Here is a 24,498-nt window from a genome sequence, read left to right as displayed (position 1 = left end):
CGCAGCGTGTATCAGGGGCCAAATTTTGACCGTGATCAGGAACTTTCGCGTGCCCCAGGATCCCACCACAAAGCCGCTCATCGACCTCCTGTCGGGCCACCGGCAAGCCGTGCCGCCGCTCTGGATGATGCGGCAGGCCGGCCGCTATCTGCCGGAATACCGCGAGCTGCGCGCCAAGGCGGGCGGCTTCCTCGATCTCTGCTTCACGCCCGAATTCGCAACCGAGATCACGCTGCAGCCGATCCGCAGGTTCAACTTCGACGCCGCCATCATCTTCTCCGATATCCTGGTGATCCCCTACGCGCTCGGCCGTTCGGTGCGCTTCGAGGCCGGCGAAGGGCCGCGGCTCGATCCGCTGGCAACGCCCGGCGAGATCGCGACGCTGGCCACCCGGGCCAATTTCGACAAGCTCGAGCCGGTGTTCGAGGCGCTGCGCCGCGTCCGGCGCGAGCTTGCGCCAAACATTACGCTGATCGGCTTCTGCGGCGCGCCATGGACGGTCGCGACCTACATGGTGGCCGGACAGGGCACGCCGGACCAGGCCCCCGCGCGGATGCTCGCCTACCGCCATCCGGACGCGTTCGCCGGGATCATCGACGTCCTGGTCGAGAACTCGATCCACTACCTCGTCGGGCAGCTCAAGGCCGGCGCCGATTGCCTGCAGATCTTCGACACCTGGGCCGGCGTGCTGCCGCCACGCGAGTTCGCCCGCTGGTCGATCGAGCCGACCCGGCGCATCGTTGCCGGGGTGCGCAAGCAGGTCCCCGGTGCCCGGATCATCGGCTTTCCGCGCGGCGCGGCGGGCATGCTGCCGGCCTATGTCGAGCAAACCGGCGTCGATGCCGTCTCGATCGACTGGGCCACCGAGCCGTCGATGATCCGCGAGCGCGTGCAGAGCCGCGTCGCCGTGCAGGGCAATCTCGATCCGTTGGCCCTGATTGCCGGCGGCGCCGCGCTCGACCGCGCGGTCGACGATGTGCTGGAGAACTTCGGCAAGGGGCGGCTGATCTTCAACCTCGGCCACGGCATCCTGCCGGAGACGCCGATCGCCCATGTCGAGCAGATGGTCGCACGGGTCCGCGCGCATAACGGCTAACGCCCTGTAGCCCACTCCATCACCGTCACCCTGAGGAGCGCGCCTTGCGCGCGTCTCGAAGGGTCGACGGCCCCGCTTTCTCCGCACGAATAATGCGGGGCCGTGCATCCTTCGAGACGCCGCTTCGCGGCTCCTCAGGATGACGGGTCGAGATGTTACCGAGCATCCTCCAAAATCATATCCGACGCCTTCTCCGCGATCATGATCGTCGGCGCGTTGGTATTGCCCGACATCAGATCCGGCATCACGGAAGCATCGACCACGCGCAGCCCCTCGACCCCGCGCACCTTGAGCCGCTGGTCGACGACCGCGAGCGCATCGTTGCCCATCCGGCAGGTCGAGGTCGGATGATAGACGGTGCTGCCGGTGCGGCGGCAGAAATCGAGCAAATCGTCGTCGCTCACCACCTTGGCGCCGGGATCGACTTCCCCGACCGAGTATGATTTCAGCGCCGGCGCGGCCAGGATCTTGCGCAGGATGCGGATGCCGTCGATGAAGGCGCGGCGATCGGTCTCGGTCGCCAGATAGTTGATGCGGATTTCCGGCGGCACGCTCGGGTCCGCGCTCCGGATCTTCAGCGAGCCGCGGCTCTCCGGGCGCAGCTGGCAGACCGAAGCCGTGAAGCCCGAGAACGGATGCAGCTTCTCGCCCATCTTGTCGGTCGAGAACGGCAGGAAGTGGATCTGGATGTCCGGCGACGCCAGCCGCGGACTGGTCTTGAAGAACGCGCCGGAGGTGCCGGCGGCGATCGTCAGCGGTCCCTTGCGCAGCGCCGCGTAGCGCAGGCCGGCCATCACGCGGCGCACCGGATGATTGATGACGTCGTTCAGCGTGACAGTCTGGGCGCAGCGCGTGACGATGCGCACCTGCATGTGATCCTGCAGGTCGTTACCCACGCCGGGCGCATCGAGCAGAACCTCGATGCCATGCTGCCGCAGCAGATCGGCGGGGCCGACGCCGGACAGCTGCAGCAATTGCGGCGAATTGTACGCGCCGCTCGACACCAGCACCTCCTTGCGCGCCTTGGCCGTGCGCAACTGCCCGTTCTGCTTGTACGCGACGCCGCTCGCGCGCTTGCCATCGAACAGGACGCGCTGCGCCAGCGCCGAGGTCTCGACATGCAGGTTGCCACGCGTCAGCGCCGGCCGCAGATAGGACCGCGCCGTCGAGGCGCGCCGGCCGCGCCGCGTCGTGGTCTGGAAGAAGCCCGCGCCCTCCTGGGTCGCGCCGTTGAAATCCGGATTGGTCGGGATGCCCACCTCGGCCGCGGCATGCACGAAGGCTTCCGACAGCGGATCGTGGTGCCGCCAGTCCGACACCGGCAGCGGACCGCCCGCGCCGTGATATTTGTCGCCGCCGCGCTGCTGATCCTCCGCCTTCCTGAAATAGGGCAAGACGTCGTCATAACCCCAGCCGGCATTGCCGCGCTGCCGCCAGCGGTCATAGTCCTCGTGCTGGCCGCGCACATAGAGCAGGCCGTTGATCGAGCTGGAGCCGCCGAGCACCTTGCCGCGCGGCTGGAACACCTGCCGCCCGTTCAGGCCGGGCTCAGGCTCGGTCTGGTACATCCAGTTGACGGATTTTTCCTTGAACAGCTTGCCGTAGCCGAGCGGGACATGGATCCAGATGTTGGTGTCCTTCGGCCCGGCCTCGACCAGCAGCACCGAGTGCTTGCCGTCGGCGCTCAGGCGGTTGGCGAGCACGCAGCCGGCCGAGCCGGCGCCGACGATCACGTAATCAAATTCGGCGACGTCGTTCGGCGACGCGCCATCCTTGTTGTTGTTCATTGGTTTCCCCCGGCCATGCGGCGCGGCCGGCAGGGTTGCGCCCCTGCCCAGCATTGGGAAGAGACGTAGCGAGCGTGGCAGATACGGTCAAGAAAGTTAGCTGGCGATCCGGAGCGGTACCACCGGACCTTTCACCGCGGGATCGGCGGGCCACAAGCCATCAACGCGACGGGCGCGTTCAGCTCTCCGCTTTGCGCCGTCGCGTACCGGCGCGCTGCTGGTTCCGGCGCGTCGGCTTGGTCACCGCCTGATCCACGCGGGAGCCGGACGGCAGGCCGTATTTCGCTGACGCCGCCTCCAGCGAGGTCTCCTCATCGGGCACATGGAGGCTCGAGAGAAAATCGGCACCGGCCCGCATCACGTGCTCGGCGGCAAGCGTGGCGGCGGCGCGCTCGTCGCCGGCGATGATGGCGCGCAGGATCGCTGCGTGCTCATCCCAGGTCCGCGCCTGGCGCACCGGATCGGTGGGTGAGAACAGCATCGCCGTGCGTTCGCGCAGCCGCTTCAGCAGATCGGCGAGCACGCGGTTGCGGCCGGCCTCCGCCAATTCGTGGTGGAATTGCTGGTTGAGATCCGACAACAGGTCGTAGCGCCGTCCCGCGACCGCCTCGTTGCCCTGCTTCAACACCGCCGCGATCCGCTTGATGATGCTCTCTTCGCGGCGACGCGCAGCCAGGCGCGCGTTTTGTCCCTCGAGCAGCGCGCGGACTTCGACCGTCTCGCGCGCTTCCTCGTCGCTCATCGTGATGACGGAGGCACCGCGCCGCGCGGTCACCTCGACGAGCCCCTCCGACTCCAGCACGCGGATCGCCTCGCGCACGGGGTTGCGGGAAACACCGAGCTCGTCGGCGAGGCGGCCCTCGACCAGCCGCTCGCCGGGCTTCAGCCGCCGGCTCAGGATCGCCTGCCGCAGCTCCTCGATCACCCTGCCGTGGAGGGAGAGGTAGTCGTCGCCGAGACGTTTGGAGCTTCCGAGCTTGCCTGCCATGAACCGACCTGTCCGGCCGCGCTTCGCTCAATGCATGGACACCGGAGGTCCAACGAGCTGCCAGAGTCCTGGCCGAATGACCGCTGCTGCGTATTTAGACCGCCGGCTGCATGCCATCAAGCCGCGCTCATTCGCCGTCAACAGCTACAGGTCGCGCCGCCGGCACCGCGGCTTTCGGCACCCACGACACGCTCACGCTGCCGGTGAGAAAGGTCTGGCACGCCATCCGATAGCCGGCGGCGAACTGCGCGTCGGTGAGGTGCTTCCGCTCCTTCGGCTTGATCGCATCGGTGTTCTCGATGCCTTTCTCGATCAGGCATTTGCAGGTTCCACACAGGCCGCCGCCGCACTTGAACGGAATGCCGCCCTGCTCGCGCAGCGAGACGCGCAGCAGATTGCTGTTCTCCGCCGCGGTGACGGTTTTCCCGCCATTGGTCAGAAACGTGACTTCGATCATCCCGCCATCCGCTCAGCGCTTGCGCAGCTTGGTGTCCATGTGACCGAATGTGATGAGGTGCTCGAGTTCGTGCAGCGCCCGCTCGGGGGTCTCGAACTTCTCGAGGAATTTCGAGGGCACCTCGTTCACGATCGGCGGCGACCAGGCCTCGTCGATCACCCTGACCTTGGTCTCCTCGACCAGCTCGGCGATCACGAACGTCGCCTTCCTGATGCCGTAGAACAGGTAGTCGTAGGCCGCGAGCGGCCGCAGTCCGTCAGCGATCTCGGTGCGAAACTGCCCCGGCTTGCTCGTCAGTATCACATACATCGATCACGTCCTCCCAACCGCGGCGCCGGCCGGCGCGACGACGTCGACCAGCGGGGCTGCCTCCTGCGACAGTTCAACGTCATGCGTGAGCCAGAGCTGGCAGGCGAGACGATATCCCTGCTCGATCCTGGCACCGAGGCGCTTCTTTTCCTTCCAGTTCGGCTCCGGCAGGTGCTCGCCGCCCTTGATGATCAGCGACGCGCACTTCCCGCACTTCCCCATCCCGCAGCCGTAAAGGAAGTTGGGATAGGGAAACTGGCGGATGCCGGCGCGGACGACGAGATTGGTGTTCTCCTTGACCTCGCCGACAAAGGTCTCGCCGTTGCGGTGAAAGATGACGTTGGGCATCGCGCCGCTGCTCCCCGCGCTCAGGCCTGCAACAGCACGCGTTCCTCAGCGGAGACGCCGCTCGCAAGATCGAGCTCCGCCAGCGGAATGTCGCTTGCGACATAGTCGTGGTACAGCGCGGTCGTGTAGAGCAACCGCATCTGTGCACCGATCTCGCAGATCTTGAGGCAACGCTGCTGCAGCTCGACCGTATCGGCGTGCTCGAGCACGATCTGGTAGCCGCGCTCGCCGTGAATCTCGTCCGACACGATGTGAAGGTCGAAGAACTCGACTTCCTCGTCGGTGAATTTGTACTTCTCGCGCAGGGTCGGCGTCTGCTTGCGATAGATCGAGGGCACCTGCGACTCCAGGCCGACCACGAGGCCGGCCACCGCGACGATCGGATCCTCGCGCATCGCGACCGCATAACACCAGCTCTGCAGCCCGCGCGTCGTCGGCGTCATGTTGTCGGGGTTCTTGATGCGCGCCGCGGTCGTGCCGCAGGCCTCCGCGAAGCGGACCAGCAGATCGGTGTGACGGTCGCCCCCGATCTCCTCCTCGTACATATTGGCGAGCAGGAAGTCCTTGGCTTCCTGATACTGCTCCGGCATCCGCGCATAGATGTAGCCGAGATAGTCGGCGAACGGACCGACATAGTGGTAGTGGTTCTCGGCCCAGCGCGCGAGATGCGCGCGGCTGAGCTTGCCGCTCGCCCAGGCGACGCTGAACGGAGCCTTGTTGGCGCTCTTTCCCTTGATGGCATTTTCGAGGGCCGCTCGAAATTCCACGTGATCCATCAGCTTTTGCATCGTGGCGCTCCTGTGCCGTGAAGAAATCGCCGTCCGGCAACGACCATCAGTCCGTTTCGGTCGACCATTTCGGTATACTGTATACTATCCTTGTGCCTGTCAACACCGAAGGCCGGGTTCCCGGCCATCCATCCCACCCGACACCAACCGCATGGAATCGCCGCTATTTTGGGCTTCGGATGCACAAAAATTCGGTCGGAGGTGCTCCCATCCTTCTGCGACGCAGGGATCGCCAGCCCGCAATTTACGCTTGCCATTGCGGAATACAGTATACATTATTCGCGGCATTCGAGGGGGAAGCAACAACCATGCAGCACGCTCCGATCGTTGCCGCGCACTGGGTCTATTTGCTCGGCGTCGCCGTCATCGTTCTCACCATGATCTGGCGCGCCAACGTCGTGGCGCCGTCGGTGATCGCGACACTCCTGGTCGCGCTTGCCTGGACGCACAGCCCGGTCGCGGCACTTGCCAGCGTCTTCAACGCGAGCTTCACCGCCGCCAAGGAGCTGTTCAACATCTTCCTGGTGATCGCGCTGATGACGGCGCTGCTGAACGCGCTCAAGGTGCTGCGCTCGGACATTCGCATGGTCGAACCGTTCCGCGCCATTATGAAGAGCGGACACACCGCCTACTTCGTGCTTGCCGCCATCACCTATGTGATCTCGCTGTTCTTCTGGCCGACGCCGGCAGTGCCGCTGGTTTCCGCGGTGCTGCTGCCCGCGGCGATTGCGGCCGGCCTGTCGCCGCTCGGCGGTGCCATTGCGATCGCGATCGCCGGACAAGGCATGGCGCTGTCGTCGGACTACGTGATCGGCGTTGCGCCCGGGATCAGCGCCAAGGCGGCCGGCGCCGCGGTCAGCGCCGCCACCGTCGCGGACCGCGCGCTGGTGCTGTCCCTCATCACGGGCGGCATCGCGTTGACGCTCGCCTATCTTTCGATCCGCAAGTCGATCACCAAGGCCGACGAGCGGCTGCTGGAGCGCTGGCAGGCGCAGCCCAGCAACGGCGAATTGGCCCGGCTGGAGCAGGAAGGCAGCTTCGACAAGGCGGAGATCGCGCGCGGCACCGCCGACGGCCAGCGGCCGCTTGCGACCCAGGCGCAGATCGACAAGGAACTCGCCGGGGTGCCGACGCGCCGCGAAGGCTGGTCGAAGTTCTTTGCGATTGCGACCCCGCTCGCCTTTCTCTGCGTCATCGCGGTGATGGTGCTGGCCAAGCTTGGCGTGGGCCACGACCTCAAGGGCGGCGATGCTGCCGCTCTGGTCGGCGGCGTCGCCGCGATCCTGATGATCTGCGCATCCTTCATCACCGATGACCTGCGCAAATTCCTCGACACCAGCGCCGACCACGTCACCGAAGGTTTCGTCTTCGCATTCAAGGCGATGGGCTCCGTGCTGCCGATCGCGGGCTTCTTCTTTCTCGGCGCCGAGCCGAGCCTGTCTGCACCGATCCTCGGGGTGCCCGCGGCCCAGGCGCCGAGCCTCCTGTTCGAGTTGATCCAGACCGCGCAAGCCTGGATACCGGGCAACGAGATTTTCGTCGCCTTCGGCATCCTGATCGCCGGCATGATCACCGGCATCGACGGCTCGGGCTTTGCCGGCTTGCCGCTGACCGGCTCACTGTCGGGTGCGCTGGCACCGTCGGTCGGAATGGAGCCCGCGACGCTCGCCGCAATCGGCCAGATGGGCGCGGTGTGGACCGGCGGCGGCACCCTGGTGGCCTGGTCGTCGCTGATCGCAGTGGCCGGCTTCGCGCGCGTTCCCGTGTTCCAGATCGTGCGGACGGCGATGATCCCCGTATTGACCGGGCTCGCGGTGTCGACCGTCTGCGCGGTGCTGATCTGGCATTGAGGAGAATCCTGTGACGACAGCTGAAACGACGATACGCAACGCGCACCCTTCCGCGGAGGGCAGCGCAGGGATCGCAGAATTTCCGAACCTGATCGCCGGCGAGCGGATCGCAAGCGCGTCCGGCAGACTGTTCGTGAACATCAATCCCGCCGACACCAGCGACCTGGTCGGCCGCTTCCAGGAATCGACCGCCGCCGATGCGCAAGCGGCCGTCGATGCCGCGGCCGCCGCGTTCGAAGGCTGGCGGCGGACGCCGATCTCCAAACGCGCCGCCATCCTGAACCGGGCCGCCGATCATCTCGAGGCGCGCGCCGGTCACATCGCGCGGGAGATGACGCGGGAAATGGGCAAATCGCTCGGCCTCGCCCGCGACGAGGTGCTGCGCTCGGCACAGACTCTGCGGTTCTATGCCGTGGAGGGACTGTCGCTCACCGGCGAGGTGTTTCCGAACGACGATGCAGACATGACGGTCTATACGTTGCGCGAGCCGCTCGGCGTCGTGTCGGTGATCACGCCATGGAATTTTCCGATCTCCATCCCGGCGCGCAAGATCGCGCCGGCCCTCATCACCGGCAACACGGTGGTGTTCAAGCCGTCGTCCGATGCGCCGCTCAGCGGCTATCGCCTGGCGGAGGCGCTGATTGCAGCGGGCCTGCCGAACGGTGCGCTCAACTTCATCACTGGCAAGGCCGGCGAGATCGGGCCTGCGATCACCGAGCAGCCGGTCATTCGCGCGATTTCCTTCACCGGGTCGACATCCGCCGGCGAACAGATCTGCCGCGCGGTCAGCTTCACGACCCGCACGCAGATGGAGCTCGGCGGCAAGAACCCGCTGATCGTCATGGACGACGCCGACCTCGATCTGGCGGTCGATTTGACCGTCAAGGGCGGCCTGTCGCTGGCCGGCCAGGCCTGCACCGGCACCAGCCGCGTCCTGGTCACGAAGCAGGTGCGCACCGAGTTCACCGCACGGCTCCTCGCCAAGGTGAAGGCGATCAAGATCGGCAGCGGCCTCACCAGCGGGATGGAGATGGGGCCGCTCGCCACAGCCAGGCAGCTCGAAACGGTGCTGCGCTACGTCGCGATCGGGAAGAAGGAAGCAACGCACCTCCATGGCGGCGACCGGCTCACCGGTGCCGCCTATGACGGCGGCTACTTCGTCTCACCCGCGATCTTCAGCGATGTGACCCAGGACATGACGATCGCACGCGAGGAGATCTTCGGCCCGGTCATCGCGATCATCGAGGTCGACGGCTATACTGACGCGATCGCCAAGGCCAATGCCAGCGAGTACGGCCTGTCGGCGGCGATCGTGACGCGCAACCCGCGCGCGATGCACGATTTCGCCAATGACATCCAGTCCGGAACGGTCAAGATCAACCGCACCACCACGGGCAATTTGATTAACGCGCCGTTCGGCGGATTGAAGCGGTCGAGCACCTCGACCTTCCGCGAGTCCGGCCGCACCGGCCTCGAATTCTACACCCAGATCAAGACGGTCTACCGCGGCACCTAAGCCGCGGTCGAAGACCCCACTCCAATCCTGGACCAGAGCGATGAAACAGTCTTTCAAACTTGAACTTACCGAAGCCCGCCACATGATCGCTGCCGCGATCCGCAAATCCGCCGAGATCGGCGTTGCGGAGACGGTCTGCGTGACCGATGACGGCGGCTATCCGCTGGCGCTGGAGCGGATGGATGGCGCGCGGGTCACCGGCCCGCAGATCGCCTGGAACAAGGCGTTCACGGCGGCCGGACACAAGCGCTCCACCCATTTGTTCAACCAACCGCCGAACGGACCTGCCCTGCCCGGCAACGAGGCCTTCGGCATCCAGTGGAGCTTTGACGGAAAATTTGCCGTGTTCGTCGGCGGCTTTCCGATCGTGGTCGACGACGAGGTTGTCGGCGGCATCGGGTTGAGCGGCGGCAACGGCGAGCAGGACACCCAATGCGGCGTCGCAGCCCTGCAGGCGTTGCAAGAGCTGCTGCACGGCCACCGCGTGCTGGTCGCAGCCGACATCAAGAAGTGACTGATGCCGCCGGGAACGACTTATGTCTCGCACCGAGACCTTCGAGCAGTTGCCCGACCAGCATATTGAGCTCGCCGGCGCTGCCGGCGGCACCGAAGACGTAACGGTCGGGCCGCACGATGACCGCGGCGGCGCCATGTTGCAGCATCCAGTCGGCGAACAGCCCGTCGCGCTCGACCACGCTCAGAATGCCGTTGGCATCGCTGCTTTCACCTGACGTCGTGATGACGACACGTTCGCCGGCGAGATGCTGCCAGGCGGCACGGGACGCGTTCGACAGCCACGCCATCGGCTCCGCGGCCGCCGTCACGATCGCAAATTCCGGCCTCAGCAGATCGTCGAGCCGGCAGGTCTGCCCATCCGGCGCACGCACATGCGGCTGCACGAACAGCCGCCCGCCAAGAATGGCATCGCGCGCGATCAGACCGGAGACGAGATCGGGGATGAATTTCTGCCTGATGGTTTCGGCCTTGCCGGCCTTCAGGTCGGCGCGCAGCCGCACGTCACGTTCGGCAGCTGCCGCGGGATCGAGTTCGCCGATGATCTTGCCGAACTCCTTGGCGCTGGCGACGACGGCGCGGACATGCGGCTTGCGCTCGATCTCGTAAGCGTCTAGCAGCGCCTCGCCGGCGTCACCGCGCAGCACCAGGCGCAGCTTCCAGGCCAGGTTCACGGCATCGCGGATGCCGGCGCACAGCCCCTGGCCGAGGAACGGCGGCGTCTGGTGCACGGCATCGCCCATCAGGAGCACGCGGCGGTCGCGCCAGCGCTGCCCGAGCAGCGCGTGGAAGCGATAGACCGCCGAGCGCCAGATCGTGAGGTCGGAAATGTCGGTGAAGCCCTTCAGCAGCTTCACGACGTTGTCGGATGCGCCGGCCGCCTCGGGATCCTCACCGGGCAACAGCTTGATCTCCCAGCGCCGCAGATTGCGCGGCCCCGGCACGAAGGTGCCGGGACGCGACGGCCAGCAATACTGAAAGCTCCGGGCCGGCCGCTTGGCGGGGTCGCTGGTCAGCGTATCCACCACCATCCACCATTCATCGAAGGCAAGGTCGTCGAGACCAATGCCGAGCTGCTTGCGCACGAAGCTGTTGGCGCCGTCGCAGCCGATCAGATAGCGCGCGCGGATCAGGAACTCGTCGCCTTGCTCGCGCCGCGCCGTCAACGTCACCGCGCGCTCGTCCTGTTCGAGCGCCACGCCGGCGACCGCAAGGAAAACGTCGACCTGCGGATAGCCGGCAAGCTTGTCGCGCAGCGCCTGCTCGACGTCAGGCTGCACGAACGTCACGTTCGGAATCCAGCCGAGCGGATACGGCGGCGGCATCGGGTCGAAGATCTTGATGATCTCGCCGTCGACGCCGAGATAATGCGAGCCGTTATGCGGGGCGATCGCCTGCTCCGTGAAATCGCCGAGCCCGATCGCCTGCAGCACGCGCAGCGCCTCGTGATCGAGCGTGATCGCGCGCGGCTTGTCGTAGATGTCGGCAGTGCGCTCGACGACCGCGACGCTCAGGCCGGCTTTCGCGACCAGATTGGCGAAGATGGCACCGACCGGCCCGAGACCGACGATTGCCACGTCATACATCGGACCATGCCCGGGGTTCGCGACTGACATAGACATGCTACTTCGCGAGATAACTCTCGAGCGTCAACGGCTTCGGCTTCATTTGCGGCTCGCGGACCGCGACACCTTCGAACGGCGTCGCCTCCTCGAACCAGGCCTGCCGCGCCGGCAGGCCCCAGGGAAACGAGATCTTGTGGTCGGACGGGTCCCAGCCGATCGGCTCGTTCTCGATGTCCATGATCTGGTAGTGCGTGTTGAACAGCTCGACGCGGTGCCCGTCGGGATCGCGCATATAGACGTACATCGCATGGCCCGGCCCGTGCCGCCCGGGTCCGCGTTCAACCGCCGCGCCATAGCCGAGCTCGCCGGCGAGATCGCAGGCGTTCAGCAGATGATGAATCTCGGGCGCGAGGAACGCGAAATGATGCAGCCGCGGCCCCGCACCATTGAAGAACACGATGTCGTGCGGATTGCCCTTGCGCTGCAGGAACACGCCGCGCAGATCGAACGTGCCGGCGGGCGCGATATACTCGCTGAGCCGAAAGCCGGCCGCGGTATAGAACTCGCACGCCTTGCGCACGTCGGGCGTCAGCACCTGGTAATGATCGAGCCGCAGCGCCGAGCCGCCGGCGTGGCGGGTGAATTTGGTGATCATGCGCGGCTCGACCGGCATGGTCGCGCAGAACTCCAGCGGCGTGCCGGCCGGATCGGTCGCCTGCAGTGTGCGGCCCTGGTGCGGCACCTCGGCCCAGGCGGCCTCGCATCCATGCGCTTCGAAGAAGGCCTTGAGCCGGTCGAGGTCATCGTCCTGAAACACCCGCAAGCCGAGCCGCACGCAGACGGCGTCTCCACCCTTGCGCAACACAAGGCTGTGATGACAGGCCTCCTCGACGCCGCGGAAATAGAGCGCATCGCCCTCCTCGGCGGTCAGGATCAGCCCGATCACGTTTTCGTAGAACTGCCGGCTCGCCGCGAGGTCACAGACGGTCAGGACGACGTGGCTGGCCCGCGTGATCCGAAACCCGGGATCGTGGTTCGTGATCGGGAGGCTCATGCGCACCTTCTGGTTCTTGCCGTTCCTGGGAACTCAAGTCATTGCGAAAAACCGGCGGAGGATCAAGCCGAGCGGGGGCCACCTTTGCCGGTCCGTGACACCCGTCACGGCCCGCCGTGACACCCGTCACGCATTTCTATCGATTTGTTAGCAATGCCTGCCGGCGGGAACCAAAACGTGAGCCCGCCGTGGCACGGTTCGTTCCAATAGTTCATAGTTTGTCAAAGGTTTGCAGAGAATTCTTGGTCCCTGCGCATGGTCAAACCACGCAGGCAATGTAGTGAGATGCGTATCGATCTCAGATCATATTTCGCGGCCCTGTTCGCGGGTGACCTCGCGGCCTTCGGCGCACCACCGACAGACGAAGCGCTTGCCGGCCACATCCGCGCCGAGCAGGTTTCGCTCGTGCTCGGCTATTCCTTCGGCATCATGCTGGCCAACGCCTGCAACGCGCTGGTGCTCGCGGTTGCGCTGTGGCAATCGCCGGATTGGGCCTTCGCGCTGGTGTGGGCCGCTGCGGTGAGCAGCGCGGCGCTGTTCTTCGGCATGCAGGTGCGCGCATCGCGCCGCATCGCCAAGCCGCAATTCGTGTCGCGCCGGACCATGTACCGGCTGGTGCGCAATGCGCTGGCGCTGGGCGCGGCCTGGGGCGTCGTCCCGGTCACCTTCTTTGCGAACGCATCGAGCGGCGCCCAATTGGTGATCACGTGTCTCTGCGCCGGCATGCTGGCCGGCGGCGCCTTCGCCTTCTCCACCATCCCGATCGCCGCCATTGCCTTTACCGGGCCGATCTTCGTCGGCACCGCGATCTGCCTCGGCAGGGACGGCGACTTCATCTATCTGCTGATGGTCGTGCTCGTCCTGGTCTACGGCTCCGTGCTGCTGCGCGGCGTGTTCGTCAATGCATTCGAGTTCAGGCGCCGCATCATCGCCCAGCACGAAGCCGAACGGACGGTGCGGCAGGATCCGCTGACGCATCTGCCGAACCGCGTCGCCTTCAACGAGGCGCTCAACGGCGCGCTGAGCCGGCTGGAGCGCTCGGGCGAGGAATTCGCGGTGCTGCTGCTCGATCTCGACCGCTTCAAGGAGATCAACGACAGGTTCGGCCATCCGGCTGGCGACGAGCTCCTGGTGCAGCTTGCCGCCCGGTTGCAGCGCTGCACGCGCGCGGCCGAGCATGTCGCACGGATCGGCGGCGACGAGTTCGCGCTGATCATGTCCAATCTGACGCGGCCCGACGACGCACTCGCAATCGCCGAACGGTTCGTCGCGGCCTTCGCCGATCCGTTCCCGATCGACGGGTTCGAGATCACCAGCGCGATCAGCATCGGCATCGTGCTCGCGCCGCGGGACGGCAATACGTCCCACGATCTGCTCAAGCATGTCGACATCGCGCTGTACCGGGCGAAGAAATCCGGTCCCGGCACGATCTGCTTCTTCGAGGCCAGCGACGACCAGTCGGCGCGCGATCGCCGCGCCCTGCAGCGCGACCTGGAACAGGCCATCGAAGCCGACCAGCTGTTTCTGGTCTACCAGCCGTTCCTCGACATCCGCGAAGGCCGCGTCACCGGCTTCGAGGCGCTGCTGCGCTGGCAGCATCCGACGCGTGGCCTGATCCCGCCCAGCGTCTTCATTCCGATCGCCGAGGAGAGCGGACTGATCCACCAGCTCGGCGAGTGGGTGATCCGCCGCGCCTGCGCGATGCTGTCGCGCTGGCCTGATGACATCAGGATCGCGGTGAATTTCTCCGCGGTCCAGTTCCAGAACGTCGGCATCCTGCAGACCATCGTCGAGGCGCTTGCCGAGGCCAATGTCGCGCCGAACCGGCTGGAGATCGAGATTACCGAATCGATGCTGATCTCGAAATTCGGATCGGCGCCCGCGATCCTGAACGGGCTGCTCGAGCTTGGGCTAACGGTCGCGCTCGACGATTTCGGCACCGGCTTCTCGTCGCTGACCTATCTGCGCAAGCTGCCGTTCAGCCGCATCAAGATCGATCAATCCTTCATCCGGGACATGCTGACCCAGCCGGATTGCGCCGCGATCGTCAGATCGGTGATCGGCCTCGCGCAGGACCTGCAGATCGGCGTCGTGGCCGAAGGCGTCGAGACCGCGGATCAGCTCGAATATCTGCGCCAGACCAGCTGCGACGAGGTGCAGGGCTATTTGATCGGCCGGCCGATGTCGGGCAGCGATATCTCCGCGCTGCTCGATCACAATCCGCAGCATTCGGTGCGCGCGGCGTAGCGCCGACCGGGCGCCGCACACATTACGGCGCGTCGGCGCGATGCAAGGTGTCGACCGTGATGGTGCCGCGGGCGCGCGAGACGCACGCGCAGATCTTGCGGCTCTCCTGCTTCTGGTGGTCGCTGAAGAACACGTCGCGGTGGTCGATCTTGCCGTCGACATCGACCACATCGATCGCACAGACGCCGCATTCGCCGCGCCGGCAGTCGCTCATCACCTCATGGCCGGCTTCGTTGAGCACGTCCAGCATCGAGCGGTCGCGCGGGATCACGAACTCGGTCCCCTCACCCTTGAGCCGCACGCGGAACGCCTCGGTCGGCAGCAGCCCGCTCGATCCAAAGGTCTCGTAACGCAGATCGGTCATCGCCCGGCCGGACGCCGCCCAGGCACGCCGCGCCGCATCGAGCATCCGCATCGGACCGCAGAACAATGTCATCGTATTCTGCGGCAGCCTTGCGAAGACGCCGTCGAGGTCGAGCCGTTTGCCCTCGTCAGCGGCATGGACGATGAGGCGGTCGCCAAGCAGACGCTCGAGCGTATCGAGATAGGCCGCGTCGCCGCGCGTGCGCACGGCATAGTGCAATGTCACGCCGGCATCGCGGCGGACCAGTGCCTGTGCCGCACCGACGATCGGCGTGACGCCGACGCCACCCGCGATCAGGCAGAAATGCCGCCGCGTCCAGTCGAGCTGCACCAGCGAGGTCGGCAGCGTGATGGTGAGCCGCGCCCCCGGCACAAGCGACCACATATAGCGCGAGCCGCCGCGGGAATCCGCTGCGTGCCGCACCGCGATCCGATAACCTTGCGGCTCGACTTCGCCGACCAGCGAATAGGACCGGGTCTGCGGCTGGCCTTCGATGGTGACGCCGACATCGATGTGGCTGCCGACGGGATAGGCCGCGCCGGTGAAATCGTCCGGCCGCAGCAGGAATTCGCGGATGCCAGGCGTGAGGTCGCGCGTTGCCAGCAGCGTGGCGGAGGTCCAGGTTTCAATGAATCGCATCGCGCGCTCCGTTCAGCCGGCGGTGACCAGCGCCAGCGCCGGCAGCAGATCAAGGTGGGTGCGGTTGCGCAGCGCCAGCCGCAGATTGCGTGCCGCAAGCCGGGCATGCTCGCGCATGATCGCTTCGGCGCGCGCGCCCTCGCGGTTCTCGATGGCGTCGACCACCACGCGATGATGGTCCTGCGCGATCAGCAGAATCTGGCGCGCCTCGGGCAAGGCCGATTGCGCCATCACGAAGCCGCTCGGCGAGGCGAACGGCAGCGCCGAGGCGCGATCGATCTGGCGGATCAGCGGCGGACTGCGCGACAGTTCGGTGAGCAGCGCGTGGAAGCGCGCATTGAGCGCGACATAAGACGAAAACGCTTCGACCGAGATCGGGTCCTGCCGCACCAGGCCGTCGATCTCGCTGAGACACTCCTTCAGCGGCTCGAGATCGCGCGACGAGACGCCGCGCTCGGCGGCAAAGCGCGCGGCAAGGCCCTCCAGCGTGCCGCGCAGCTCGATCGAATCGAGGATGTCGCGCTCGGAAAACGCCTTGACCATGAAGCCGCCGGACGGGATCGCCTCCAGCAGGCCTTCCTCCTCCAGCCGGACCAGCGCCATCCGCACCGGCGTGCGCGACACCCCGGTGATCTCGACCGCCTGCAGTTCCGAGATGCGCTCGCCCGGCCGCAGGCTGCCCGAGAGAACCAGGTCGCGCAGTGCGAGCTGCGCCCGCACCGTGTGCGATACTGAGCGATCGGCTTCGCGTTCCGCCATGGCTCGGCCTACTCCGCCGCCTGCAGCTGCTGCGACGGATTTTCCTTCGCCACCATGCGGTCGATGACGCGCCGCGCCCACATCGCGCCGGCGTCGATGTTGAGGTTGTAGAATACGCGGTCCGGATTCTCGTCCATCGCGCGCTGTTGCGCCTCCAGGATGATCTCGTCCTCATGGAAGATGCCGGCGACGCCGTCGCGGATTTCGCTGGTCAGGCGCTGCTCGGTGATGCGGTGATTGCGGACGAAGGCCCAGAAATAATGGCAGGTCTTCTCGGTCTCCGGCGTGATGGTGTTGAGCACATAGCCGTTGACGCCCTGCGAACGATCGCCCTCCGGCGCGCCCGATCCGGTCGGCGCGACGCCGACGTCGATATTGACGGTGCACGGCGCCTCGAAGCGGATGATCTGCCAGCGATCGACCGGGCCCGGCTTCTGCAACTGTTTGGCCCAGAACGGCGGCGCCTCGATGCCCCTCATCCAGCGCGTGACGGTCACGGTCTTCTCGCCATGGGTGACGTCGAACGGCGCTTCGGCGACCGCATCATTGCCGATGCTCGAGCCGTGCACGAAGGTCTCGTGGGTCAGGTCCATCAGATTGTCGACGACGAGGCGATAGTCGCATTTGACGTGAATGGTCTTGCCGTCGCCGGCCCAGGCCGGATCGTGGTTCCAGTGCATGTCGGGCACCAGCGCGGGATCGGCCAGCGCGGGATCGCCCATCCAGAGCCAGATGAAACGATGGCGCTCGACGACCGGATAGGCGCGGACGCAAGCCGACGGATTGATCGTCTCCTGCGAGGGCATGAAGGTGCAGCGGCCCTTCGCATTGTATTTCAGGCCGTGATAGCCGCAGACCACGGTATCGCCGTCGAGCCTGCCCTTGGACAGCGGCACCAGGCGATGCCAGCAGGCATCCTCGAGCGCCACGACCTCGCCGTCGCCCTTCCGGAACATCACGACATGCCTGCCGCAGATCGTCCGCGGCAACAGCGCGTGCTTGATCTCGGCATCCCAGCCGGCTGCGTACCACGCGTTCATTGGAAAGGGTTTTGGCATCGGTCGCCCTCTTGGGATCTCTTCGGATACTTTATGTATACATCAATCTTCCGAATATGACAAATCACGGTATTATAGTCCGCAAACGGGATATTCATGTATACATCAATTAAGGAAGGAGGAGCAGCCGGGGGTCTTGGCGCGCATTCCGCCGCGCCAACGGCGCATCGCCCGGCGCTTTCGCGCCCGAGGCGAGGAGACTCACTGAGGATTTGAAGGGTTCGACGACCCGGCCGCGCCGGTGCGGCCTACGAGTTCGACGCCGCGCGGGTCGAGGCCGACTTGACGTCCTTGATGCTGACCACGACGGCGATGCGTTTGATCGTGCCGCTGCGGTAGGCCTGCAGGAATTTGTCGTAATGCTTGACCGAGATGCAGCCGTTGGAGTCGCCGTTCGGTCCCAGCATGTAGCTGTGCACGAGCAGGCCGACACGCCCGAACGTATCGCTGCCATCGACCGGGGTCATGCGCAGCGCGGGCACGCCGTGGAACAGCTTCTCGCGCGGCTTCATCTCGTAGATGCCGGGCGGCGTCGCGCCGGCGTTGCGGGCGGTCACATGCGACGGATCGTCGAGCAGATTGCCGAGCCCCGAATGCGCTTCGAACTTCGTGCCGTCGGGCATGTACACGATGCGGCCGGTGATGTCGTAGACCGCCGTGGTGCTGTCATAACCGAGCGCGCCGAGATCGGGGCTCGGGCCGGACAACAAGCCATCATTCGGATCGATCGAGGCCAGTTGCAGCTTGCCCGGCATCATGTCGGCGATCTTCTGCAGGAACGTCCGGTTGTCGCCCTGCTGCACCGGCGCCTGCGGCGGCGGCTGATCGTTGCGCGCCAGCAGATTGGCCTCGGCCGGCCGCGATCGCGGCATCGGCACAGCGGATGCTGCGGTCGTGGTCGTCGTGGCCGCGACGGATGCCGACGCCGGCTGGCTGGTCGGCAGCTCGGTCTGGGTGTCACGCAGCTGGCCGGCCAGCGCGTCCTCGATCTGACCGAACTCGGAATTGAAATCGCCGCGGCTCGAACGGAACCCGCGGCGCAGAGGATAATAGAGTGAGGCCGTATTGATCGTGGAGCGAGAGCCGAAGCGATCGTCGAAGTTCAGCGAGGCGGCGGTGTTGGCGAGTGCCGGTCCATGCAGCCATGCGGTCGGGTCGATGCCGACCATCCAGGCGGCAAGGCCAGACGACAGGACGAGCGCGCTCACGGCGAACGCCGTGCTGCCCACCAGAGACGTGCCGCGGCTCGACTTGCGCGCGGCAGCTTTCGTCGTACGTTGACCCATCATCCCCAAGTCGGTGCTCTGGGGCCTGTTACCCGGCCCACGTTGGATTCACCGTTCGCACATCATATCAGGGAATTAGAGTAAGGCATAATCGAGACGAAGCGGGCAACGACAGGATTTTTAAACGTTTTTCGGATGGAAAGTGCCGGCGAATCAGCCCCGGGCGGGGCGAAATGGCCGAAAAAGTCCCGTTTCGGGACAATTTTCGGCGACTCAGGCGATCTTTTCTTCCCGGAGGGTGAGCACCGGAACCGGCTTCCCGATGGCGTACCCTTGGGCGTAGTCGACCCCGATCAGGCGCAGCTCGTCCAGGATCGCGAGGCTCTCGACGAATTCGGCGACCACCTGCTTCTGCATGATCTTCGCGGTCTTGGTGATCATCTCGACCATCGCGCGATCGACCTTGCTGTTCAGAATCTCCTTCACGAACGAGCCGTCGATCTTGATGGTGTCGACCGGCAGGTGCTTCAGATAGGCGATCGAGGACATGCCGGTGCCGAAATCGTCGAGCGAGAAGCTGCAGCCGATCTTGCGCAGCCGCGCGATGAATGTCTGCGCCTCGTCGAGATTGGAGATGGCGCTGGTCTCGGTGATCTCGAAACACACCAATGCCGGCGAAAAATCATGCTGGGCGAACAGCTCGGCGACGAAGTCGACGAAGTCGCCGTCCCCGATGGTGGCGCCGGAGAGATTGATGGCGTAGCTCGCAATCCTGCGCGGGTGGTGCTTGCGCTCGGCGATGATCTCGAAGGCGCGGCGAACCACCCAGCGGTCGATCAGCGGCATCAGCCCGTAGCGTTCGGCCGCGGGCAGGAAGCTGCCGGGCGGCACCAGCGCGCCGTTCTCGTCGCGCAGCCGCAGCAGCAATTCGCGCCGCTCATTGCCCTTCAGCGCACCGTTGATCGGGCGGATCTCCTGCTCGTAGAGGCAGAAGCGTCCCTCATCCAATCCCTTGCGGATGCGATTGACCCAGCTCATCTCGGCGACACGCACCGCCATGCCGGTATCGGACGGACGGTGCTCCTGGACGCGGTTGCGTCCCTTGTCCTTGGCGAGGAAGCAGGCGACGTCGGCAAGCCGCAACGCGTCCTGCACGCCGGCGCTGTCGGCAAGCGCGACCAGACCGATGCTCGCGCTGATCCGGAAGCTCGAGCCCTCATGGACGAAGTTCGACTGCTCGATCACCGCCCTGATCCGCTCCGCGACATCGGCGGCGACGTCATGCGTGGCGGAGCCGTCATCGTGGAGCAGAATGCCGAACTCGTCGCCGCCGAGACGCGCGACCAGCCCGCTGCCGCCGACTTCAGCCGCCAATAGCCTCGCTACCTGTTTCAGCAGCCGGTCGCCTGCCATGTGGCCGCAGGTGTCGTTGACGATCTTGAACTGGTCGAGGTCGATCAGCATCAGATCGGCGCCTGTGGCCGGCGAGCCCGACATCGCCTTGTGCAGTTCGAACTCGAACTGCCGGCGGTTCGCAAGGCCGGTGAGTGCGTCATGGGAGGCGGCCCACGCCAGTTCCTCGACCAGCCGCCGCTCGGCCGTCATGTCGTGAATGATCATGACGCGGCCGGCCGGTTCGCCGGCGTGCACGATCGGGGTCTCGACCACCGAGACCGGCACGCTGGAATGGTCCGGCCGCACCAGGAGCCGCTGCTGCGGCCGGCTCTCGTCGCCGGAATCGGCGCTCTGGAACGATCCCCGCACCGGCTGCTCGGCAATGTTGAACAGCGATGAGAGCTGCCATCCGGTTACGTCCTGCCCCGACGCGATCAGCCGCTGCGCGGCGCCGTTCATGTAGCCGACGCGATCGTCCTGCGTGGTCACGATGACCGCGTCGCCGATCGAGGCCAGCGTGAGCTGGGCGCGCTCCTTCTCGACGGCGAGCGCGGTCTCGGCGAGCCAGCGCCGCCACAGCATCCGTCGTGTATGGAACAGGACGATGCCGGCAAGGCAGGCCGCGATCACGAGATTGACCAGCAGCAGCAGCGCGGAGACCTGGCGCGACGCCTTCCCCAAATGGTCGGAGAAATCGACGGCGAGCGTGCTCAGCGCGGCGTCGACCGCACCGATCCGCTCGGCCCAGTGTTTGATGGTCGCCGCCGAGGGATCATGCAGCGCGACGTCGTTGGCGGCCTCGTTCCTGATTTCGATCAGCTGATCGAGCAGCGCATCCGAATTCCGCCAGGCCGTCACCGCGCCGGCCACGTGGTGCATCGTGCGGAAATATTTGAACAGCCAGATCAGGCCGCCGATGTCGTCGTCATGATTGCCTGCTTTAGCGAAGCCACTCCTCGCCACGGCGTCATTGTTGCCTGGCGCCTCCAGCGCGAGCCGCGCCGCGCGATCGGCCAGCGGCACCGCGATCGCGGCATCGAACTTCTGCAGATAGAGCGGCGCGCCGGTGCTGACATAGATCTGGAGGTCGTGAATGGCGTCCTTCTGCCCCTTCGACCACAGGCTCTCGCCCGCCACATAAGCGCGCACCGCTGACATCACCTGCAGGCTGCCGGCCGACAGTCCGCCCAGCAGCAACACGATGGCGAGCAGAGGCCCGACCACCCGCCACAGTGACCAGCTTCGAAACGAAAAGAACATGCCTAATGCGCCCGACCCTGAAATGTCGGGTAAGCCTAGGAATGCCGGCTTAACCTCACGTTGCAAAACGCGATGAGTTTGAAACGACTTGGCTGTAACGGCATTGCGTCAAACTTTACACAACTGCCGCGACGCTCAGGGACGCAGTGTCGGCGACGTGTTCGGGGCCGGCGCCTGCTCCATCTCGGCCTCCTCGGGCAGCTTGTCGGCATGGACGGCAAGCGGCCTGCCGATCCAGAGCGGATCGTCGCGATGATCGCGGCGCGGATTGGTCGTGTTGGGATGAACCAGGATGCTCAGGCTGCCATGGTTCAGCATCAGCCACGGCACCAGGGTCGGAAACAGCTCGGCCGCAAACGCCACCTGATACATCGCCTGGTCGTGCGGGCCGACCTTGACGTCGTGCCAACGCCCGAGCGTGACCAGGAAACGCTCGCCCATCCAGTTGCGCAGGCGTTCGGCCTCGCCCCGGCTGGTGGCGGGGTCGTAATAGACATGGGCGTGATAGCTCGCGATCTCGCCGATCGTCCGTGGACCGTCCGTCATCTCGCCTCTCCTTCCGCGGCCGGTCACGTCCGCCGCAGTACGCTGAACTGGAACGACTGTGTCGCGCCCCAGGGCGTGACGTGCCGATGCGCCTCATGCGCGGTCAACTCGAAGGCCGGACCGATGGTCCGGCTGAGTGTTGCGGGATCATAGCGCTGCACCGGCAGGCCGCTGCATTTTTCCGGACCGTCGAGCGCGAAGGTGCCGATCACGGCGTGGCCGCCTGCCTTGACGCCGCGATGCAGTCTCTCGAGATAGGCCGCGCGGTCGCTCTCCTCGACGAGAAAATGAAACGCCGCACGATCGTGCCAGATGTCGAAAGCCTGCTGCGGCTGCCAGACCGTCACATCGTCGGCCACCCACCGCACCGCCGCGCCGGTCGCGCCTATCCGTTCCCGCGCGCTCGCCAGCGCAGCTTCCGAGAGATCGAGCACGGTCAGATCATGAAAGCCCCTCGCCAGCAGCGCATCGACGAGGCGCGAGGCCCCGCCGCCGATGTCGATGATCGACGCATCGCGGCCGGGCGCGACGGATTCGATCAAGCCCAGCGATGGCTGCGGATCGGCCTGCGACCAGCTCACCTGCTGCTCGCCCTTGGTCAGATAGACGTTCTGCCAATGCGACTGGCGATCAGAAGCGGTCACGGCGATAGGTCCCCGAAAGCGGCAGCAACCCGTGTTGCGCACCATTAACCATCAGCTAGGCGTGGTGGTCTCCCGCGTCAACCGGCAGCAGCCGACACGCACGGCCGCGCAGCGGCAAATGCCGCATTTGCATCGCCACATTTTCGATTTAACCTGATGGCGAGGTTGAGATCGGGGCGTCCGGGGATGGCCAATTTCGGCTGGACACGCGGCAACAAGCCTGCACAGACGGACGACGCCGCCAGCGACTTGCGCGGCCTCACCGATCCCTGCGCGTTTCTCGCCGCACTCGACAAGGTGGTGCCGCGCTATCTCGATCTCGCCGACAACGGCGTGCTGGTCTATCCGGCCTGCAAGCGCAAGCCCGGCGACCTGCTCGGCGATAGCAGGGCGGTCTGGGAGCACACGCGGCTCGAGGCGATGCGCTATGTCCCGATGGTGCCGCGGAAAGACACCTCGCTGCTGGTCGATCCGGCGCGCCAGGCCGAGATGATCGACGCTTTCCTGCGCCAGCGCGCGCACGACAACACCGTCGTCGATTTCACGGGAACGGCGATCGAGGATTACGGCATCGCGATCTATGCGGCGCTGAACTGGCTGAACCATTGCGGCGCCATCGTGGGTGCCGATCCGCAAAAATTCTCCGGCACGCTGCGCAGCTTCCGCAAGGTCATGGTCGTCGCCCGGCAGTGGTGGGCGCTCGACGGCGCCGCGGAGCGCTGCCGCCAGATGCTGGAGGCGCGCGAGCGGCCGCCGCTGGTATTCTTCCTGCTGTGGGCCGAATGCACCAATCTGGCGCGCGAGATCGCGATCGCGGCGGCCGGCGCGGCGGCGACAGAAGACAGTATCGCGCGCATGCGCGCGGCCGAAGATCCGGAACAGCTGTCCTAAAGCGGGATGAGGTTTGGATGAATCGGCTTGGCGCGGTCTCGGTTCACCTCTCCCCGTCGGGGAGAGGTCGGATTGCTCTCGGCGATGCGAAGCATCGTCCGGTGCAATCCGGGTGAGGGCTTTTGCTCTCTCGATAGACCGTAACCCCTCACCCGATTTGCTGCGCAAATCGACCTCTCCCAAGGGAGAGGTGAACTTGCGACGCCGTTCCAGCTCAGCCCAATCTCATCATGCTCTAGCAGAGCCGGCGAAGTCCGGCCGTCAGGCAACCGGGTCGGCGTCGGCGGACACCACCAGCAGTTCCCTGGACTTGCGCGCGATCAGGCGGCCGAGATCGCCCTGCCTGTAGGTCTCGACGAACTTGATGGCGAAGCCGTTCGGCAGATGCCGGACCACGCGGCCGACGCAGGCGCCGATCGCCAGCGGCATGCCGATCGGCGGCTGCAGCTCGGAGGACACCGCCGCGCCCGACAACGACATGTCGATGATGAAGCAGCTCTGCATGGTGCCGTCCGCCAGCGTCAGCATGGCATGCGGCACGACCGGAACAAAACGCGGATTGTTGCGCGCCTCGCGGACGCTCGGATCCCTCTGCTTCTTCTCGATCCAGGTCAGCTTGTCGGCGAACTTCTCGCGCCTGGCATGCGTCATCTCGAGCTCAAGCAGGAAGCTGCCGCTCATCGTGTCGGTGATGCAGCCTTCGAACTTGCCGAACTCCTCGAAATACGAGGTCAACCGGTCGCCGATCTTGCCGACGACAGGCACGTCCACGATCATCCGGAACGGCGAGACGCGCGTGGTGCGGCAGGCGAAGGTGCGCAGCTTGCCCTGCGCATCGTACCAGTTCGGCAGCGTGTAGCTGCCGTTGACCGAGATCCTGACCGCGCGTTGCTTGAGAAACTTTTCGACAGACACGACTGGACCTCGCCCGAGGCGATGTGAGTGCACGGAGGTCGGGGGTGACCGGCTTCCCTGCCGGTCCGATGAGGGGATGTCCGCTACCGATGCGATGGCAGCGGGAGGCTGCGGCACGCACCCCAGCGCGTCGTGGAACGATCCTGGCGCGCAGGTGCGTACAGTCGTACCGCCGAAAAACTAGGAAAAAGTTAAGCCGGCACGGAGCGCGGGCGGCACACTCTATGGCGCAACCCTTTCGCGGCCGTTTATTTTGCGAGCCGTACAACTACCGGGAGAGTTG

Annotated in this window: 22 protein-coding genes; 6 read left to right on the top strand and 16 right to left on the bottom strand. The window is 65.7% G+C overall.

What is annotated here, in order from left to right:
• Positions 1–49: 49 nt before the first annotated feature.
• Complete coding sequence (hemE, locus tag AC066Y_RS24280) at positions 50–1,096, top strand: uroporphyrinogen decarboxylase (protein WP_478276074.1); 1,047 nt, start codon at positions 50–52, stop codon at positions 1,094–1,096.
• Between the two features lie 155 nt (positions 1,097–1,251).
• On the opposite strand, the gene AC066Y_RS24275 is transcribed toward hemE, so the two are convergent.
• The 6 genes from AC066Y_RS24275 to AC066Y_RS24250 form a co-directional block, all read right to left on the bottom strand.
• On the bottom strand, positions 1,252–2,883 hold the full coding sequence (locus AC066Y_RS24275) for a GMC family oxidoreductase (RefSeq protein WP_478276073.1): 1,632 nt from the start codon (positions 2,881–2,883) through the stop codon (positions 1,252–1,254).
• Positions 2,884–3,061: 178 nt separating this feature from the next.
• Positions 3,062–3,871, bottom strand: a complete 810-nt coding sequence (locus AC066Y_RS24270) for a GntR family transcriptional regulator (protein WP_478276072.1) — start codon at positions 3,869–3,871, stop codon at positions 3,062–3,064.
• A 127-nt stretch (positions 3,872–3,998) separates the two neighbouring features.
• Positions 3,999–4,328, bottom strand: coding sequence for a 2Fe-2S iron-sulfur cluster-binding protein (locus AC066Y_RS24265; RefSeq protein ID WP_092124474.1), 330 nt, complete (start codon positions 4,326–4,328; stop codon positions 3,999–4,001).
• Between the two features lie 12 nt (positions 4,329–4,340).
• Entirely contained in the window at positions 4,341–4,637 is a 297-nt protein-coding gene (locus AC066Y_RS24260) for a ferredoxin (RefSeq protein ID WP_092124473.1), read from the bottom strand.
• Positions 4,638–4,640: 3 nt separating this feature from the next.
• Entirely contained in the window at positions 4,641–4,985 is a 345-nt protein-coding gene (locus AC066Y_RS24255; RefSeq protein ID WP_092124472.1) for a 2Fe-2S iron-sulfur cluster-binding protein, read from the bottom strand.
• A 20-nt stretch (positions 4,986–5,005) separates the two neighbouring features.
• The gene (locus AC066Y_RS24250; protein ID WP_478276071.1) at positions 5,006–5,773 is read right to left on the bottom strand and encodes a TenA family transcriptional regulator; all 768 of its coding nucleotides are present in this window, start codon (positions 5,771–5,773) and stop codon (positions 5,006–5,008) included.
• Between the two features lie 308 nt (positions 5,774–6,081).
• Here AC066Y_RS24250 and AC066Y_RS24245 point away from each other — a divergent pair, with 308 nt between their 5' ends.
• From AC066Y_RS24245 to AC066Y_RS24235, 3 genes are read left to right on the top strand one after another with little or no spacing between them, the layout of a single operon-like run.
• A complete protein-coding gene (locus AC066Y_RS24245; RefSeq protein WP_478276070.1) occupies positions 6,082–7,623 on the top strand; it encodes a hypothetical protein in 1,542 nt (513 codons plus the stop codon).
• 10 nt (positions 7,624–7,633) lie between these two features.
• Entirely contained in the window at positions 7,634–9,139 is a 1,506-nt protein-coding gene (locus tag AC066Y_RS24240; RefSeq protein ID WP_478276069.1) for an aldehyde dehydrogenase family protein, read from the top strand.
• 40 nt (positions 9,140–9,179) lie between these two features.
• Positions 9,180–9,653 (top strand): GlcG/HbpS family heme-binding protein, encoded by a 474-nt coding sequence (locus tag AC066Y_RS24235; protein WP_478276068.1) that lies wholly within the window; start codon positions 9,180–9,182, stop codon positions 9,651–9,653.
• On the opposite strand, the gene mhpA is transcribed toward AC066Y_RS24235, so the two are convergent.
• Entirely contained in the window at positions 9,643–11,238 is a 1,596-nt protein-coding gene (mhpA, locus tag AC066Y_RS24230) for a bifunctional 3-(3-hydroxy-phenyl)propionate/3-hydroxycinnamic acid hydroxylase MhpA (protein WP_478276067.1), read from the bottom strand. The genes AC066Y_RS24235 and mhpA overlap by 11 nt on opposite strands.
• A gap of 37 nt (positions 11,239–11,275) precedes the next feature.
• Positions 11,276–12,271 carry a VOC family protein gene (locus tag AC066Y_RS24225; RefSeq protein WP_478276066.1) on the bottom strand — a complete coding sequence of 332 codons (996 nt, stop codon included), beginning with the start codon at positions 12,269–12,271 and terminating at the stop codon, positions 11,276–11,278.
• A gap of 285 nt (positions 12,272–12,556) precedes the next feature.
• Between AC066Y_RS24225 and AC066Y_RS24220 the strand changes: the two genes are divergently transcribed.
• On the top strand, positions 12,557–14,518 hold the full coding sequence (locus tag AC066Y_RS24220) for a putative bifunctional diguanylate cyclase/phosphodiesterase (RefSeq protein ID WP_478276065.1): 1,962 nt from the start codon (positions 12,557–12,559) through the stop codon (positions 14,516–14,518).
• Between the two features lie 22 nt (positions 14,519–14,540).
• Here the strand turns inward: AC066Y_RS24220 and AC066Y_RS24215 are convergent, their stop codons facing one another.
• From AC066Y_RS24215 to AC066Y_RS24185, 7 genes are all read right to left on the bottom strand, one after another.
• The gene (locus tag AC066Y_RS24215) at positions 14,541–15,521 is read right to left on the bottom strand and encodes a PDR/VanB family oxidoreductase (protein WP_478276064.1); all 981 of its coding nucleotides are present in this window, start codon (positions 15,519–15,521) and stop codon (positions 14,541–14,543) included.
• Positions 15,522–15,533: 12 nt separating this feature from the next.
• The gene (locus tag AC066Y_RS24210; protein ID WP_478276063.1) at positions 15,534–16,280 is read right to left on the bottom strand and encodes a GntR family transcriptional regulator; all 747 of its coding nucleotides are present in this window, start codon (positions 16,278–16,280) and stop codon (positions 15,534–15,536) included.
• A gap of 8 nt (positions 16,281–16,288) precedes the next feature.
• Positions 16,289–17,338: an aromatic ring-hydroxylating dioxygenase subunit alpha gene (locus AC066Y_RS24205; RefSeq protein ID WP_478276062.1), complete on the bottom strand. Its 1,050-nt coding sequence runs from the start codon at positions 17,336–17,338 to the stop codon at positions 16,289–16,291.
• A gap of 248 nt (positions 17,339–17,586) precedes the next feature.
• Entirely contained in the window at positions 17,587–18,627 is a 1,041-nt protein-coding gene (locus AC066Y_RS24200) for a DUF2778 domain-containing protein (protein WP_478276061.1), read from the bottom strand.
• Positions 18,628–18,837: 210 nt separating this feature from the next.
• Positions 18,838–21,219, bottom strand: coding sequence for a putative bifunctional diguanylate cyclase/phosphodiesterase (locus AC066Y_RS24195; RefSeq protein WP_478276060.1), 2,382 nt, complete (start codon positions 21,217–21,219; stop codon positions 18,838–18,840).
• Positions 21,220–21,354: 135 nt separating this feature from the next.
• Positions 21,355–21,765, bottom strand: coding sequence for a DOPA 4,5-dioxygenase family protein (locus tag AC066Y_RS24190; RefSeq protein ID WP_478276059.1), 411 nt, complete (start codon positions 21,763–21,765; stop codon positions 21,355–21,357).
• A gap of 23 nt (positions 21,766–21,788) precedes the next feature.
• Positions 21,789–22,409 carry a class I SAM-dependent methyltransferase gene (locus AC066Y_RS24185; RefSeq protein WP_478276058.1) on the bottom strand — a complete coding sequence of 207 codons (621 nt, stop codon included), beginning with the start codon at positions 22,407–22,409 and terminating at the stop codon, positions 21,789–21,791.
• 186 nt (positions 22,410–22,595) lie between these two features.
• Between AC066Y_RS24185 and AC066Y_RS24180 the strand changes: the two genes are divergently transcribed.
• Positions 22,596–23,300 (top strand): hypothetical protein, encoded by a 705-nt coding sequence (locus AC066Y_RS24180; protein ID WP_478276057.1) that lies wholly within the window; start codon positions 22,596–22,598, stop codon positions 23,298–23,300.
• 261 nt (positions 23,301–23,561) lie between these two features.
• On the opposite strand, the gene AC066Y_RS24175 is transcribed toward AC066Y_RS24180, so the two are convergent.
• Entirely contained in the window at positions 23,562–24,215 is a 654-nt protein-coding gene (locus AC066Y_RS24175; protein WP_478276056.1) for a PilZ domain-containing protein, read from the bottom strand.
• Between the last annotated feature and the right edge of the window lie 283 nt (positions 24,216–24,498).

It is taken from the genome of Bradyrhizobium sp. USDA3010, from assembly GCF_056429065.1.
The sequence above is the reverse complement of the archived record's forward strand: the minus strand, read 5'-3'. Positions and strand labels throughout refer to the sequence as shown.

Coding starts and splice junctions, on each gene's coding strand:
- AC066Y_RS24250 (WP_478276071.1), bottom strand. CDS start 5,773: ATGCAAAAGCTGATGGATCACGTGGAATTTCGAGCGGCCCTCGAAAAT.
- AC066Y_RS24215 (WP_478276064.1), bottom strand. CDS start 15,521: ATGCGATTCATTGAAACCTGGACCTCCGCCACGCTGCTGGCAACGCGC.
- AC066Y_RS24200 (WP_478276061.1), bottom strand. CDS start 18,627: ATGATGGGTCAACGTACGACGAAAGCTGCCGCGCGCAAGTCGAGCCGC.
- AC066Y_RS24220 (WP_478276065.1), top strand. CDS start 12,557: ATGCGTATCGATCTCAGATCATATTTCGCGGCCCTGTTCGCGGGTGAC.
- AC066Y_RS24225 (WP_478276066.1), bottom strand. CDS start 12,271: ATGAGCCTCCCGATCACGAACCACGATCCCGGGTTTCGGATCACGCGG.
- AC066Y_RS24265 (WP_092124474.1), bottom strand. CDS start 4,328: ATGATCGAAGTCACGTTTCTGACCAATGGCGGGAAAACCGTCACCGCG.
- AC066Y_RS24260 (WP_092124473.1), bottom strand. CDS start 4,637: ATGTATGTGATACTGACGAGCAAGCCGGGGCAGTTTCGCACCGAGATC.
- AC066Y_RS24195 (WP_478276060.1), bottom strand. CDS start 21,219: ATGTTCTTTTCGTTTCGAAGCTGGTCACTGTGGCGGGTGGTCGGGCCT.
- AC066Y_RS24210 (WP_478276063.1), bottom strand. CDS start 16,280: ATGGCGGAACGCGAAGCCGATCGCTCAGTATCGCACACGGTGCGGGCG.
- AC066Y_RS24270 (WP_478276072.1), bottom strand. CDS start 3,871: ATGGCAGGCAAGCTCGGAAGCTCCAAACGTCTCGGCGACGACTACCTC.
- AC066Y_RS24205 (WP_478276062.1), bottom strand. CDS start 17,338: ATGCCAAAACCCTTTCCAATGAACGCGTGGTACGCAGCCGGCTGGGAT.
- mhpA (WP_478276067.1), bottom strand. CDS start 11,238: ATGTATGACGTGGCAATCGTCGGTCTCGGGCCGGTCGGTGCCATCTTC.
- AC066Y_RS24235 (WP_478276068.1), top strand. CDS start 9,180: ATGAAACAGTCTTTCAAACTTGAACTTACCGAAGCCCGCCACATGATC.
- AC066Y_RS24255 (WP_092124472.1), bottom strand. CDS start 4,985: ATGCCCAACGTCATCTTTCACCGCAACGGCGAGACCTTTGTCGGCGAG.
- AC066Y_RS24275 (WP_478276073.1), bottom strand. CDS start 2,883: ATGAACAACAACAAGGATGGCGCGTCGCCGAACGACGTCGCCGAATTT.
- AC066Y_RS24190 (WP_478276059.1), bottom strand. CDS start 21,765: ATGACGGACGGTCCACGGACGATCGGCGAGATCGCGAGCTATCACGCC.
- AC066Y_RS24180 (WP_478276057.1), top strand. CDS start 22,596: ATGGCCAATTTCGGCTGGACACGCGGCAACAAGCCTGCACAGACGGAC.
- AC066Y_RS24245 (WP_478276070.1), top strand. CDS start 6,082: ATGCAGCACGCTCCGATCGTTGCCGCGCACTGGGTCTATTTGCTCGGC.